Origin of the sequence: Rhizobium sp. BK376 (assembly GCF_004341625.1) — a bacterium.
In the GTDB taxonomy this organism is placed as follows: Bacteria; Pseudomonadota; Alphaproteobacteria; order Rhizobiales; family Rhizobiaceae; genus Rhizobium.
In genome coordinates this window covers 624,518-638,707 of record NZ_SLZG01000003.1, presented here as the reverse complement: position 1 = coordinate 638,707, position 14,190 = coordinate 624,518, and the positions used below count along the sequence as shown (strand labels likewise).

Sequence of the window (14,190 nt, the reverse complement as noted above, 5' to 3'; positions counted from 1 at the left end):
TGTTTCCTATTAGGAACCAAAGTTCCGCAATCTTATCGCCACTGGCGAAATCAGATCAACGATAAAAGAAAATCCTTGTTTGATATCAGCAGGGAGAAAATGCATGCCCAAAATGATGAAGCGCTGGACGCTCGACACGGTCGGCATCGATGCGGAGTTGAAGTTCACCGAGGCCGCGGTTCCCGACCCCAGCCCGGGCGAGGTGCTGGTGCGAGTGAAGGCCGCCTCGCTCAATTACCGGGACAAGCTTGTCCGGGAAACCGGAATGGGGCTGCCGTTACAATTTCCCTTCGTGCCGGCTTCCGATATGTCCGGCGTGGTCGAAGTGGTTGGCGAAGGCGTGACGCGATTCCACTCCGGCGACAGGGTCATATCCACCTTCGCTCCCGGTTGGATCGACGACAAGCCGCTCGGCTCTGCCCGAAACCCACCCTACCGGACGCTCGGCGGCTTCCATCCCGGCGTTCTCTCGGAATATGTCGCCTTTCCCGCCGATTGGTTCGTAAGCGCCCCGGAAACCCTCGACCATGGCGAGGCAAGCACGCTGACCTGCGCCGGCCTGACGGCCTGGTTCGCGCTGGTGGAGCGCGGCAAGGTCAAGCCCGGCGATACAGTGCTGGTACAAGGGACCGGCGGCGTCGCAATGTTCGGGCTGCAGATTGCAGCGGCCCAGGGCGCAGATGTCATCGTCACCTCGGGTGACCGGGAGAAGCTCGAAAAGGCAAAGGCACTGGGCGCGCGTCATGGCATAGACCGCAAGACCGGCGACTGGGTCGAGCAGGTCTATCAGCTCACCAATGACCGGGGCGTCGACCATATCTTCGAAATCGTCGGCGGCCCGCATCTCGGCCAGTCGCTAAAGGCAGTCGCCCTGAATGGTCGGATCTCGCTGATCGGGGTCTTCGAGGGCTTCGATATATCGGGGCCGGCCGGACCGCTATTGCTGAAATCGCCTGTTATACAGGGCATTGCAGTCGGCCACCGCCGGGCGCTCGAAGACTTCGTCCGCGCTGTAGATCGGATCGGGCTGAAGCCGGTCATCGAGCATCGCTATTCATTTTCCGAAGTCCCCGCCGCCTTCGACCATCTCGATCGCGGCGCCTTCGGCAAGATCGTCGTCGAGATCTGATGGAAACGCCGCCGCTGCGAATAACAGCGGCGGCGTCTGTCTTTCACGGGGCGACTAAGCCGCTCAAGCCTTCGGTTCGAAAGGCTGCGGGCGGCGGCCGGCGGCCTGGCGGGGAAGCATCCAGCCCGGATATTCCGGAGCCAGCGCGCTGACCTCGTCGAGCTTGGCCATATCGTCGGCGTCGAGTTTCAGCTTGACGGCGTCGAGGTTCTCGTCGAGCTGTTCTAGACGCTTGGCGCCGATGATGATGCTGGTCACGAAGGGTTTTTCAAGTATCCAGGCGAGCGCGACCGTTGCCACGTTGGTGTCATGCTTGGCAGCAATTTCGCGCATGGCGGCGACGCAAGCCCAGGCGCGGTTCTCGTCGACAGGCGGGAAGTGGAAGTTGGCGCGACGGCCTTCGCCGTTGCCCGGAGCGCCCGGACCGTACTTACCGGACAGCAGACCGCCTGCCAGCGGCGACCAAACCATCAGGCCGAGCTTTTCCTCGTTCATCATCGGCACGATCTCGCGTTCGAGGTCGCGGCCGGCGATCGAATAATAGGCCTGGACGGTCTCGAAGCGGGCAAAGCCCTTGCGTTCCGAAATGCCGAGCGCCTTGGCGATGCGCCAAGCCTGCCAGTTCGAGACGCCGATATAACGAACCATGCCGCTGGACACGAGGTCGTCGAAGGCGCGCAGCGTCTCGTCAATCGGGGTCACCGTGTCGGTCGCGTGGATCTGGTAGAGGTCGATATGGTCCGTCTGCAGGCGCTCGAGGCTTTCTTCGACCGAGTCCATGATATGGCCGCGCGATGCACCGCGATCGTTCGGCTTGTCGCCCATGACGCCATAGACCTTGGTGGCGATGACGACATCCTTGCGCGGGACTTCGAGGTTCTGCAGCGCCTGGCCAAGGATCTCTTCCGAAACGCCGAAGGAATAGACGTCGGCCGTGTCGATAAAGTTGACGCCCGCAGCCAGCGAACGCTCGACGATCTTGTCGGCCGTATCCTGATCGACATCGGCGATGGCGCCCCAGGTCGAACCGGCGCCGGCTTCGCCAAAGGTCATGGTGCCGAGGCAAAGTTCGGAGACGAACAGGCCGGTATTGCCGAGTTGATTATAACGCATGGTGAAAATTCCTTATGTTCAGCCGCAAAAGCAAAGCCGCTGGCTGGCGAATGTCCGTTTCTTTCTTATTGGCCGTCGCATGTTGGCGGGAGAGAAGCACATGCCTGGCGAGCAGCGAGATAATGCACCAGGATCGCTTTTCAACGCGAGCCCCTTTTGCCCTCACAAAACTGTTACCTCGCCGGCGCTCTTGCCTCTCTCCTCTACTTGAATAGATTCCCTTGCTTGCATTCCTGTGACGGGCCTGTGACGAGGAAGCATCGGAGGATATTTTGATGACTCTGCGTCCGCTTACGACGATCGGCTTCGATGCAGACGATACGCTCTGGCAAAACGAACAATTCTACCGCCTGACCGAACAGCTCTTTACCGAACTGCTGGGAGACTACGCCGAGGGCGAGCGTATCTCGGAACGGCTGCTGGAGGCCGAGAAGCGCAACCTCAGCCAGTATGGCTTCGGCATCAAGGGGTTCACGCTCTCGATGATCGAAACTGCGATCGAGATTACCCAAGGCGAGGTGCCGGCGTCAGTCATCGCGCAGATCCTCGACATCGGTCGCGACCTGCTCTCTCATCCCGTCGAAACGTTGCCGGAGGTGAAGGAAACGCTTGAGGCATTGGCGGGTCGTTACCTTCTCGTGATGATCACGAAGGGCGACCTTTTCGATCAGGAGCGCAAGCTCGCCCAATCAGGATTGGGGGATTTCTTCGATGCGGTCGAAATCGTCTCGGACAAGACGGCGGTCACCTATCGCCGCATCTTCTCGAAACTCGGCGACGGACCGGAGCGGGCGATGATGGTCGGCAACTCGCTGAAATCGGATGTGGTGCCGGCGATTGCCGCGGGCAGCTATGGTGTCTTCATACCGCATGCGCTGACCTGGGTGCTCGAACATGTCGAAGAACCGACGGAAGCGCCGCGCTTCCGCAAGATCGAGCATATCGGCGAGCTCAGGCCGTTGATCGAAGGGCTGTCTTAGCCATCAGGGTGTCCGAACGATAGTCTGGGGAGACGATGGTCGCTGATTTTGCTTCAGGTAATCTCGGTAGCTACTGATGGCCCGGGGCGCGAACTGTTCGAGATTTGAAAGATAGTGGCTGCCGTCCAGCACGATATACAGCTGCCGGTCTTTCCCTGCTTCCTCCAGTGCCAGATAGTTTAATTCGTGCGTTCGTCCCCCTTTGCCCGAGGAAATTTCCGTGATGTAGTGGACGACGGTTTTCGATCGATCAAGCTGGTAATCGCCGGAAAAAGGGCCGTAACAGCTCGTCTCGACAACTGAGTTGTCATCCGTCGAGATCATCGTTTCGGTGCGCAGAAGCATGCAGATGATTGCGACGATGAGGGTGACCAACACCCATATGCCGGCGAGAAAGACGCGGGCGGGCGTAAAAAATGGCGTGCCCCTCAAGGTTTCGACTTTGTCACCGTCCCCTTTCCACCAAAAAACACCGAAGCCGACCATGGCGAATTGCGCGACGACTGCACCGAGAAATACGATGCCCATGCGCTGACCGCATCCAAAACCGGACAGAGCGCCCTGATCGAGAACAAGCATGACCCCACCCCTGCAGACGAAGATCGTCTGTAGCAGGAAAGTCCCAACAAACGCTTATTGTGGTTGCGCTTCGCCTTTCGGCGGGAATAGCGAAGGTTGCGGCGACGGTGCGACAGGCGCCTTGGGCGGGAAGAGCGAAGGCTTATCGGCGGGCGCGCTTTGATCCGGTGTCTGCGATTGCGCAGGCACCGACCCTGTCGGATTGGGGTCGATCAGGATTTCATAGGGCGCGCCGAGGCCGCGGCGGCGGGTGACGCGGGAATAGTAGGGCTTGATCAGCCAGGTCGTATCAGCCTGCACGGTCACGTCGGCGATGTTCCCATCCTCATCCGTACCGAAGAAGGATTCGTCTTCGCTGGAGGAGAGATCGAAGATCGCCATGAAGGCATAGCGGCTCTTCGAGGAAAAGGTGATCCTTACGTGCTGACCCTTCTTGAGCGGCAGCGTATAGACCTTGCCCTTGCCGAATTTCGTCCAGCCCGCAAGCCGCATGGTAACGGCGGGAAAACCCAGCTTTTCGATCGTTTCGCCGGGATCGAGCTCGGGAGGCTGCTCACCCTGTGCCTGCGCCGGTTTCTGGTCCCCGGCGTCCTGCGCGCAGACGTGCTGGCCCGCCAGGGCAATTGCGGAAAAAAGCGAGAGGCCGAGGACGAGGCCCTTCATGGACGCACCAATGCGGCTCGCATCGCCTCGACGTCGTGGCGGCAATAACAACCTTCAAGGTGATCGTTGACGAGACCCATAGCCTGCATGAAGGCATAAACTGTGGTGGGACCGACAAAGGTCCAGCCCCGCTTCTTCAGATCCTTCGAGATACGGACGGATACGGGCGTCGTCGGATTGGCGGCAATCGTCTCGCGGTCGACGCGCGCCGGTCGTTCCTCGGGCCTCGGCTCATAGGTCCAGAAATAGTGGGCGAGCGAGCCGAACTCGCCTCTGAGATCGATGGCGCGGCGGGCATTGTTGATCGTCGAGACGATCTTGCCGCGATGGCGGATGATGCCAGCGTCGGCAACGCAGCGTTCGATGTCCGCGTCGTCGAACAGGGCCACCTTCTCGAAGTCGAAACCGGCAAAAGCTGCGCGGAAATTCTCGCGCTTGCGCAGGATGGTCAGCCAGGAAAGCCCGGACTGGAAGCCTTCAAGGCAGATCTTCTCGAAAAGGCGGATATCGTCGGTGACGGGACGCCCCCATTCCTCGTCGTGATAGCGCAGGTATTCGGGAAGCCCCCCGTGCCACGAACAACGGTCCCTGCCGTCCTCGCCAGTGATAATGCCCGTGCCGCTCATTTTTGCGATTCGCCCCTGTTTTTTCTAAGCTTTACCATTTGCAAACCCTCTTTCCATACCGGCCAGTAACCCTGACGAAAAGTTTATAGGCTTCGCGGCATTTTAATGAACACCCGTTTACCTTTCGCTGGCGCGCCGGTGACACGATGCCCCATCGAAAGGGTGCCCGCGCGCCCATCCTCGGTCCATTGTAGAGAGTTTGTCCGATGATGAAAAAGTGCTTTCTGCTGCTGGCCGGCATTGCCGGCTTGATTGCCTCCCCCGTTCTTGCAGACGACCGCTATCAGTCGCGTCCGCCTGTCATCGTCAGCCCCGATCTGACCGCGCCGTGGATCAACCAGCTCGGCGGCGCGCGCGTGCAGCCGGTGGTCTATCCGCGTGCGCCGGCACCTGTTGTCGCCCAGCAGCAGCCGCGCGGCCTCTTTGCGCCGCGTGTTGTCCATCCGCTCTTCGGCGGCGCGCCGGTACAACAGGTCGCGATGGGTCGGCCGGGCATCCCGGCGATCCAGGGTCACCTCGATCCGCAATTCCTGCCGCAGGTGGTCGACTACCAGACCAAGGAACGTCCCGGCACGATCGTCATCGATACCAATAATCGCTTCCTTTATCTCGTGATGGAAGGCGGCAAGGCACGGCGCTATGGCGTCGGCGTCGGCAAGCCCGGCTTCGAATGGGCGGGCGCCCATACGATCACCCGCAAGCAGGAATGGCCGGATTGGACGCCGCCCTCCGAAATGCTTTCGCGCGAAGCTGCAAAGGGTCATTACCTGCCGGCACATATGGAAGGCGGCGAGGCAAACCCGCTCGGCGCCCGCGCCATGTATCTCGGCTCCACGCTCTATCGCATTCACGGAACCAACGCTCCCTGGACGATCGGCAATGCCGTTTCCTCTGGCTGCATCCGTCTGCGAAACGAGGACGTCACCGACCTCTACGACCGCGTCAAGGTCGGCACCCGCGTCATCGTGATGTAAATTCGCAATTAAGGGTGGCGAGCGGCCAGTTTATCTGCTCGCCATCGTACAAAAAACCGTGTTGTCGCCTTCTTGAGCTTGAAATCTAATCCGGTTTGATTAGCCTCCCGTGCGATTTGTACACGAGGGGAATTCAGGATGAAGCATTTTATACGGCTCGTGGCGGCGAGCGCCGTTGCGATGGCATGCATGATGGCTGTCGCTGACGCAGGCCCCACGACGACGGCGACGGACGCAGTCCGCGGCATCAAGCCGACCAACCAGATCAAGCCGCAGTTTCACAAGCGTCTGGTCCGACTGGCGACCGATGAGGCTCCGGGCACCATCATCGTCGATACCAACAATAAGTTTCTCTATCTCGTCGAAGGCAACAACCGCGCCACCCGCTACGGCATTGGCGTCGGTCGCGACGGTTTCGGCTGGTCCGGCGTGGTGAATGTCGGGCGCAAGGCCGAATGGCCGACATGGACGCCCCCTGCTGAAATGCGGGTCCGCGAAGCCAAGGAAGGACACAAGATCCCGCCCTTCATGCCCGGCGGTCCGGACAATCCGCTCGGCGCACGTGCCATGTATCTCTACCAGAACGGCCACGACACGATCTTCCGCATTCACGGGACCAACCAGCCCTGGACGATCGGCCTCAACCTTTCTTCCGGCTGCATCCGCATGATGAACCAGGACGTGACCGAGCTCTACGATCGCGTCCCTGTTGGCACCAAGGTCATCGTCGTCGGCCCCGGCAACAAGCAGGGCGAGGTCAGCTACCAGGATCGCGGGGTCGACGTCCTGCGCACGCTGTTCGGCCTCGGTGGCTGATTTGCAACTGTCGTGAATTGCGTTTCGGAAGGGGGGCAGCCAAGGGCTGCCCCTTTCAGTTTACTGTCAGATTCGCCGATTATGCAGTTTACAGAGTCGGAACTGTAATAGCGTTGTCACGAAAGGCAGCCATCAATGCGGTTCCATTGCGATCCGGGGAATCCAAATGAATCGTGCATGCCGCATTCGCCAGTCGGCCCTTGCCGCACTGACTCTCGCCGCCCTCGTTTCCGTTGCGGGCACTGCCTCTGCTGAAATGCAGCTCTCCATCTATGGCGGCGTGCAGGGAGCAACCGGCAGCAACGTCAAGACATCTGATGGTGCCGATTTCGATCCGAACTGGTCGGGCAAGTCCTTCGCGAACCCGCCCTATTACGGTATCCGCGGCACGTGGTGGCTGGACGACCTCAACAAGCCCGATTGGGGCATCAGCCTCGACTATACCCATGCCAAGGTCTATGGCGACCTCGGCAACACGCCGGGCTGGAGCCATTTCGAATTCACCGACGGCCTTAACCTGCTTACGGTCAACGGGCTCTATCGCTTCCAGGATCCGAGCCGCAAGTGGACGCCGTATGTCGGTCTCGGCGCCGGCATCAACGTTCCGCATGTCGAGGTCACCCGGGCATCGGGCCGGACCTTCGATTATGAGTTCGGCGGTCTCGCGCTGCAGGCCCAGGCGGGCGTCAGCTACCAGATCACCAAGCACTGGTCGACGTTCCTCGAGTACAAGGGCAACTACAGCTTCGTGAACGACGTTCCGATCGATAGCGGTGCAACGCTGAAGACGAATGTCTTCACCAACGCCCTGAACTTCGGCGTGTCCTTCAACTTCTGACGTTGCGAGCGTGCCGCCGTTGGCGGCAAGCTCTTATTGCTCGGAACAGGTCAGCCGGCCCTTGAACTGTGCCGGCTGTGACTGACCCTTGGCATTAAAGGTCAGAAGATAATTTCCCCGCATGGGGTTCGCGCTGCCATCGACCGTGAGCAAGAGGTCGAAATTGTTGGCGGGATCATCAACGTCGTTCTGCGCATAGATCCTCAAGCGTAACTCGCTATCGGACGCCCAGCTCTGCATGAGCTGATCGGAGTCGAGCATCAGCCGCCGGAAGCCTTCCGGAACGCGGTCGGACTTTGTGACCAAGGCACCACGAAAATGGTTGAGCTTGTGGCCGCCGTCTTCAGCAAAGCCTGCATCGATATTCAACTTGATATTCGTGTCGTCGACCGCACAGTTGTAGCGATTTGCGGCGTAAGTCGGTTCGATACCGATAATCATTGCCGCCGCCAGGAAGAACAGATGCCGCATGCTGTGATCTCCCATTATCGGGGACGCAATGTCTCCCGCTGTGACTATGCTATTTTGAGGCCTCTTAATTTTCCCGGAAGTTCGCCCCCATAAATCCAATCGAGCAATTCTACGGTATGGAGGATGGGAATATCAGTTCCGGTTGCGATCTGGGTAATGCAGCCAATATTGCCGGTTGCGATGATATCCGGTTTCGTCGCTTCGATGTTCCTGATCTTACGGGCTTTCAGCTCGGTGGAGATTTCCGGCTGCATAATATTATAGGTGCCGGCCGACCCACAGCAGAGATGGCCCTCGGCGGGATCGCGGACGATAAAGCCCGCCGCCTTAAGCAGTTGCTTGGGCAGGCCTGTTATCCTTTGGCCATGCTGCATGGAGCAGGCGGAATGATAGGCGACAGTGATGCCGCGCGGCAAATGGGTAGGTAAATCCAGGGTCGCCAGATATTCGGTGACATCCTTTGCGAGCGCCGAAATCTTCGCCGCCTTTTCGGCATAGGCGGGATCGAGACGCAGCATATGACCATAATCCTTGATCGTCGTGCCGCAGCCTGATGCCGTGATGATGATGGCGTCGAGGCCGCCATTGTCGATCTCGCGTGTCCATACATCGACATTCGACCGCGCGCTTTCGAGCGCCTGTTCCTTGCGCCCCATATGATGAACCAGCGAGCCGCAGCACCCCTCGCCCTCTGGCCCGACGACCTCGATGCCGAGCCTTGTGAGCAGCCGAATCGTCGCTGCATTGATCGCTGGGTCGAGCACCGGCTGGGCGCATCCGGTCAGGATCGCAACGCGGCCGTGCATCGGCCCCTCGGCGGGATGCAAGCCGGGACTTGAGAATGATGAGGGCGCTGGAACGGAGCGTGGGGCGAGGTCGAGCATGGCCACAAAAGGTTTCAGCGCCGGCATGCCCTTCAGCAACCCCTTGAGGGGACGGCCGAGCCTCGCAAGATTGAGGGCGAGGCGAAAACGGCCGGGATAGGGCAACACCGCCGCCAGGATGCCGCGCGTCAGCCGGTCCATGAAGGGGCGCTGGTAAGTGTTTTCGATATGCGCACGGGCATGGTCGACCAGATGCATATAGTCGACGCCGGACGGACAGGTGGTCACGCAGGCGAGGCAGGACAGGCAACGGTCGATATGGGTGACCACCTCGGTATCGGCCGGACGGCCATTTTCCAGCATGTCCTTGATCAGATAGATTCGCCCGCGCGGACTATCGAGCTCGTTGCCGAGCGTCACATAGGTGGGACAGGTCGCCGTGCAGAAGCCGCAATGCACACATTTGCGCAGGATCTTTTCCGATTCGGCCACATCGGGATCTGCAAGCTGTTCGGCGGTGAAGTTGGTTTGCATTAATCGAGCCTCTCTCGGAAGGTCGTGGCACTCGACATCGCCATCACCCCATCTTCCCCGGATTGAAAATCCCTGCCGGATCGAAGCTCGCCTTGACCCCCTGCGACAACAGCGCGACAGCTTCGGGCTGCGGCTGGAAGGCGGCCTCCCCTGCCCTTGCCGTCGCAGACGCGCGGAGCAGCGTGGCATGGCCGCCGCCGAGGGCGTGGATGAAACGGCGGATGAGGGCGCCGTCCGGCTCTGCTTCCATGCGCAGCCAGACCAGACCGCCCTGCCAGTCGTAAAATGCATCGACGCCCGCCTCGAGCCGGAGGGCTGCCACCAGCTGATGGCCGGTGCCGGGCGCGACGGATACCCGCCAGACCGGGCGTTCCGTGCCATCGGCAAAGGGAAGCACATCGCGGATTTCACGCCAGAGCCGACCGCTGTTCTCCGCATCCAGGCGGGCAACCCGGCCGAAGGCTGACATGGCCGCGCCGAGCTTTTTCATCCGCACGTCGACGGAATCAGGCAGGCCTTCGATACGCAGTACGGTCGCCTCACCTTGCGGCAATTTGCCCCCTAGGAATTTCCAGGCAACCGTCAGCGGCAGATGCGCTGCTCCCGAGACTTCGACCGGCAGCGCCATTGCAGCTGCCATTGCCTGCGCGGCTTCCGCGTCGTTGAGCCCTGAGACAATGAGCGTTGCCTCGGTCTTCGGCGCGGGCGGCACGCGGAAGGTCACTTCGGTCAAAAGGCCGAGCGTCCCATGCGAGCCGGCGATGACCTTGGCGAGGTCGAGGCCTGTCACGTTCTTCATGACGCGCCCACCGGCCTTGACGATCTCTCCCTTGCCGTTGACGAAGCGGACACCGAGCATGCTGTCGCGGGCAGCACCGGCCACGAAGCGCCGTGGACCGGAGACGTTGGCGGCAAAGACACCGCCGATGGTCGGCTCGCCCGATGTCGCCATCAGCGGCCTGTGATCCATCGGCTCGAAGGCCATCATCTGGTTGTTGGTGGCAAGTGCTGCCTCGACCTCGGCGACCGGCGTGCCGGACCGAGCGGTCATCACCATCTCGCCGGGATTATAGGCGACGATGCCGCTCATCCCCGTCGAGCGGAGCCTGGCGCTTGCCGCAACCGCATTGCCGAAGCCTGAGCGGGTATCACCACCAGAAATGGCAAGCGGCACGCTGACCCTGGCATGAGAGCGGATGAATTCCGCCGCCTCTTCCTCTGTCGTCGGTATCAAGTCGCTCATGCGGCGCTGCGTCCATCGAGGGGGAAGACCTTGGATGGATTGAGGATCCAGCCCGGATCGAAGGCGGAGCGGACCGCCATCATCTGCTTGAGGTCTGCCTCGGCATATTGGTGGCGCATCAGGTCGCGCTTCTCGATGCCGACGCCGTGTTCACCGGTCAGGCAGCCGCCGGCGTCGACGCAGAGCCGCAGGATATCGTTGCCGGCAGCTTCGGCCTTTGCGGCATCTTCGGGGTCATTGGCGTTGAAGAGGATCAGCGGATGCATGTTGCCATCGCCGGCGTGGAAGACGTTGGCGACGCGCAGGCCATAATGATCGACGATCTCGGAGGTCTTCTTCAGCACATAGGAGAGCTGGCTCAGCGGCACCGTGCCGTCCATGCAGATATAATCGGCGATGCGGCCGGTCGCGCCGAAGGCAGATTTGCGGCCCTTCCAGATCAGCGCCGCCTCTGTTGCCGACTGGCATTCGCGCACGGTCTTGACGCCATGGTTGCGGGCGATATCGACAATGCTTTTCAACATCGCATCCATTTCCGCCTCCGACCCCTCGACCTCGACGATCAGCAGCGCGCCGACATCGAGCGGATAGCCGGCCTGGGCAAAGGCTTCGCAGATCTCGATCGCCGGCTTGTCCATGAATTCGATGGCAACGGGAATGATGCCGGACGCAATGATATCTGACACGCAGGAGCCTGCCTGTTCCGACGTGTCGAAGCCGAAGAGCACCGGCCTTGCCCCTTCCGGCTTGGCAATCAGGCGCACCGTCGCCTCGGTGACAATCCCGAGCTGGCCTTCCGAGCCGCAGACAAGGCCGAGGAGATCATAGCCGGCCGCGTCGAGCGCCTTGCCACCCAGCTCGATGACCGTGCCATCAGTTAAAACCATGGTCACGCCGAGCAGATTGTTGGTCGTGACGCCGTATTTCAGGCAATGGGCGCCGCCGGAATTCATGCCGACATTGCCGCCGATCGTGCAGGCCAGCTGCGAGCTCGGGTCCGGTGCGTAGAAGAAGCCGTCCGCGGAGACTTTTTCGGAGATGTTCAGGTTCGTCACGCCGGCTTGAACAGTCATGGTGCGGTTTGCGAGATCGATGTCGAGGATGCGGTTCATCTTCGAAAGGCCGAGAACGACGGCATCCTCCTGCGGTATGGCACCACCGGACAGCGACGTTCCTGCTCCCCGCGGCACGACCGGAATTCCATAGCGATTGCAGTATTTCATCACCGCTGCGACTTCTGATGTCGAGCGTGGCAGGGCAACCGCCAACGGCACGCGCCGATAGGAAATGAAGCCGTCCGTTTCGAAGGGAACAACTTCGCGCGGTTCATGGATCAGGCACTCCCGCGGCAGGAGATCGACCAGATCGGCAACGATCTCGGTACGGCGCGCCAGCACCTCGGCGCGCGGCGCCAGAAATGGAATGGCGTGGGCCATGATTTCTCCTCCCCCGGAGATAGTTCGCACATTTCCTCGTAGCTCAAGGCGTAGCACTTTCCCGAATTCGGCGCAAATGCTAAGCACTTATGTAAAAAGGGGAAAAAGTGGCCAGCAACGCATGACCAATCTCGGCGATCTGGAAATTTTCGCAAGCGTGGTGTCGACAGGCAGCATGTCGCTGGCAGGGCGTGCGCTCGGTTTTTCGCCGGCCGTCATCTCCAAGCGCATCAAACGGCTGGAGGATCGGCTCGGCACCCGCCTACTGCAGCGAACGACACGCCAGATTTCGCTGACCGAGGCCGGCCAGGGCTTTTACGATCGCGTGCTTGCGATCCTCGCCGGCCTGGAGGAAGCAGAGGATTATATAGCCGGCCGTTCCGCGCAGATGCATGGCACACTGAAGATATCCGCCCCTACCTCGTTCGGGCGCATGCATATCGCGCCGCATCTCAAGGCCTTCATGGATGCGCATCCGGAGCTTGCCATCCATCTGGTGCTGACGGACGAATTTACCGATATCGTCGGCGGCGGCTTCGACCTTGCGATCCGAATTGCGGAACTCACCGATTCCAGCCTGGTTGCCCGCCGCTTGGCCCCCGTACGCCGCGTGCTCTGCGCCTCCCCCGCCTATATCGCCGCCAGAGGCCAGCCCGGAGATATCGAGGAGCTTCGCAGGCATGTCTGCCTGCCGGCACACAATAACGACGCCTGGCGCCTCGATGGTCCGAAGGGCTCTATGACCCTGCGTCCCGAAGGTATGCTCGTCACCAATTCCAGCGAGGTCATCCGCGAAGCCGTCATAGCCGGCCTCGGTATCGCACTGCGCTCCACCTGGGATATCGGCCAGGAGCTGCAGGACGGCCGGCTGGTTCAGGTCTTGCCCGCCTATGAGGGCTCGCACAATGTCACGCTTTCGGCCGTCTATCCGAGCCGCCAGTTCCTGCCGGCCAAGGTGCGGCTCTTCATCGATTTCCTCGCGGAGCTCTATGGGCCGGTGCCCTACTGGGAGCGGTGATTGCTTCAATTCGCCAGCCGCTCGATCACAAGATCGAGCAAAGCCCTCAGTCTCGCCAGCCGTTTCAGGTCGCGGTGATAGCCGACCCAGGTGTCACGGCTGGGCGGAGCGCCGTCGACCTCAATGCGCTCGAGTGCCGCAATGCTGTCGCCGAGAGGGCGTGGCAGGACGGCGAGGCCGGCGCCGTTGGCGCAGAGGGTTGCCTGGACATCGCGATTGTTGCTGCGCATCGCAACCTCGGCCTTGGGCAATACACGCTTGAGCCAGGCGACATCGGGCATGCCGCCGAAGGCTTCGTCCATGGTGATCAGGCGGGCGTCTGTTCCATCGCCGAGGCGAGGATGGTCGCCGCCTTTCTTCACGTAGAGGCCGTATTCGATGCGCATCAGCCTGCGAGAAATCACCTCCGGCTCCGTGAAGGGCGCGATGCGGAAGACGAGATCGGCCTCGCGGCGGGCGAGACTGAGCAATCGGCTTTCGGTGATCAGCTCGACGACGATCCTGGGATAGGCGGCGGAGAATTCCGCGAGGACAGGTGAGAGAACATGCGCGCCGAACCAGTCGGATGAGGATAGCCGCAGCATTCCGTCCAGTTGCTGGCCCTGGCCGGCGAGCGAGCGGCGGAGCGCGAGAGCCTCCTCCTCCATCCGTTCGGCATAGCCCATGATGGCAGCGCCCTCATCGGTCAGTACGAAGCCATCCGCCGTACGTTGGAACAGCGTCTGGCCGACCGCTGCCTCCAGGCTCCTCAGGCGCCGGCCCATGGTGGGCTGTGTCAGCTTCAACTTTCTGGCTGCCGCACCGAGCGTTCCCTCGCGGGCAATGGCCAGGAAGATTTCGATGTCGCTCCATTCCATTGCCGGACCTCCATCCAAACAAAAATGCATGGATAGCGTACGATCTCTTTTATTTCCATTCCTTATTCGAGGGAACATAGTCTCGACAT

At 60.9% G+C, this 14,190-nt stretch carries 15 protein-coding genes; 6 read left to right on the top strand and 9 right to left on the bottom strand.

The window, feature by feature from the left end; all coding sequences use genetic code 11:
* Positions 1-103: 103 nt before the first annotated feature.
* Positions 104-1,129: an NAD(P)-dependent alcohol dehydrogenase gene (locus tag EV561_RS11495; RefSeq protein ID WP_132521408.1), complete on the top strand. Its 1,026-nt coding sequence runs from the start codon at positions 104-106 to the stop codon at positions 1,127-1,129.
* Between the two features lie 63 nt (positions 1,130-1,192).
* Here the strand turns inward: EV561_RS11495 and EV561_RS11490 are convergent, their stop codons facing one another.
* Positions 1,193-2,242, bottom strand: a complete 1,050-nt coding sequence (locus tag EV561_RS11490; RefSeq protein ID WP_132521406.1) for an aldo/keto reductase — start codon at positions 2,240-2,242, stop codon at positions 1,193-1,195.
* 275 nt (positions 2,243-2,517) lie between these two features.
* Between EV561_RS11490 and EV561_RS11485 the strand changes: the two genes are divergently transcribed.
* On the top strand, positions 2,518-3,222 hold the full coding sequence (locus tag EV561_RS11485; RefSeq protein ID WP_132521404.1) for an HAD family hydrolase: 705 nt from the start codon (positions 2,518-2,520) through the stop codon (positions 3,220-3,222).
* Positions 3,223-3,225: 3 nt separating this feature from the next.
* Here the strand turns inward: EV561_RS11485 and EV561_RS11480 are convergent, their stop codons facing one another.
* Genes EV561_RS11480 through EV561_RS11470 form a run of 3 tightly spaced genes read right to left on the bottom strand, consistent with a single transcriptional unit; the run spans position 3,226 to position 5,090 of the window.
* On the bottom strand, positions 3,226-3,801 hold the full coding sequence (locus EV561_RS11480; RefSeq protein ID WP_132521402.1) for a hypothetical protein: 576 nt from the start codon (positions 3,799-3,801) through the stop codon (positions 3,226-3,228).
* Between the two features lie 54 nt (positions 3,802-3,855).
* Positions 3,856-4,464, bottom strand: coding sequence for a hypothetical protein (locus tag EV561_RS11475; protein ID WP_132521400.1), 609 nt, complete (start codon positions 4,462-4,464; stop codon positions 3,856-3,858).
* Entirely contained in the window at positions 4,461-5,090 is a 630-nt protein-coding gene (locus EV561_RS11470; RefSeq protein WP_132521398.1) for a DNA-3-methyladenine glycosylase I, read from the bottom strand. The genes EV561_RS11475 and EV561_RS11470 overlap by 4 nt, the downstream gene beginning before the upstream one ends.
* 209 nt (positions 5,091-5,299) lie before the next feature.
* Between EV561_RS11470 and EV561_RS11465 the strand changes: the two genes are divergently transcribed.
* From EV561_RS11465 to EV561_RS11455, 3 genes are all read left to right on the top strand, one after another.
* Positions 5,300-6,064, top strand: coding sequence for a L,D-transpeptidase (locus EV561_RS11465; protein ID WP_132521670.1), 765 nt, complete (start codon positions 5,300-5,302; stop codon positions 6,062-6,064).
* A 138-nt stretch (positions 6,065-6,202) separates the two neighbouring features.
* Complete coding sequence (locus EV561_RS11460) at positions 6,203-6,880, top strand: L,D-transpeptidase (RefSeq protein ID WP_132521396.1); 678 nt, start codon at positions 6,203-6,205, stop codon at positions 6,878-6,880.
* 166 nt (positions 6,881-7,046) lie between these two features.
* Positions 7,047-7,718 carry an outer membrane beta-barrel protein gene (locus EV561_RS11455; protein ID WP_132521394.1) on the top strand — a complete coding sequence of 224 codons (672 nt, stop codon included), beginning with the start codon at positions 7,047-7,049 and terminating at the stop codon, positions 7,716-7,718.
* Between the two features lie 33 nt (positions 7,719-7,751).
* On the opposite strand, the gene EV561_RS11450 is transcribed toward EV561_RS11455, so the two are convergent.
* The 4 genes from EV561_RS11450 to EV561_RS11435 are packed head-to-tail and all read right to left on the bottom strand — an operon-like array spanning position 7,752 to position 12,226.
* Positions 7,752-8,189, bottom strand: a complete 438-nt coding sequence (locus tag EV561_RS11450; RefSeq protein ID WP_132521392.1) for a hypothetical protein — start codon at positions 8,187-8,189, stop codon at positions 7,752-7,754.
* A gap of 44 nt (positions 8,190-8,233) precedes the next feature.
* On the bottom strand, positions 8,234-9,547 hold the full coding sequence (gene glcF / locus EV561_RS11445) for a glycolate oxidase subunit GlcF (protein ID WP_132521390.1): 1,314 nt from the start codon (positions 9,545-9,547) through the stop codon (positions 8,234-8,236).
* Between the two features lie 43 nt (positions 9,548-9,590).
* The gene (locus tag EV561_RS11440) at positions 9,591-10,790 is read right to left on the bottom strand and encodes an FAD-binding protein (RefSeq protein ID WP_132521388.1); all 1,200 of its coding nucleotides are present in this window, start codon (positions 10,788-10,790) and stop codon (positions 9,591-9,593) included.
* Positions 10,787-12,226 (bottom strand): FAD-linked oxidase C-terminal domain-containing protein, encoded by a 1,440-nt coding sequence (locus EV561_RS11435; RefSeq protein WP_132521386.1) that lies wholly within the window; start codon positions 12,224-12,226, stop codon positions 10,787-10,789. Before EV561_RS11435 ends, EV561_RS11440 begins: the two co-directional genes overlap by 4 nt.
* Before the next feature lie 121 nt (positions 12,227-12,347).
* Here EV561_RS11435 and EV561_RS11430 point away from each other — a divergent pair, with 121 nt between their 5' ends.
* Positions 12,348-13,244: a LysR family transcriptional regulator gene (locus EV561_RS11430; protein WP_132521384.1), complete on the top strand. Its 897-nt coding sequence runs from the start codon at positions 12,348-12,350 to the stop codon at positions 13,242-13,244.
* A 5-nt stretch (positions 13,245-13,249) separates the two neighbouring features.
* Here EV561_RS11430 and EV561_RS11425 read toward each other — a convergent pair whose 3' ends face one another.
* Entirely contained in the window at positions 13,250-14,101 is an 852-nt protein-coding gene (locus EV561_RS11425; RefSeq protein WP_132521382.1) for a LysR family transcriptional regulator, read from the bottom strand.
* Positions 14,102-14,190: the final 89 nt, after the last annotated feature.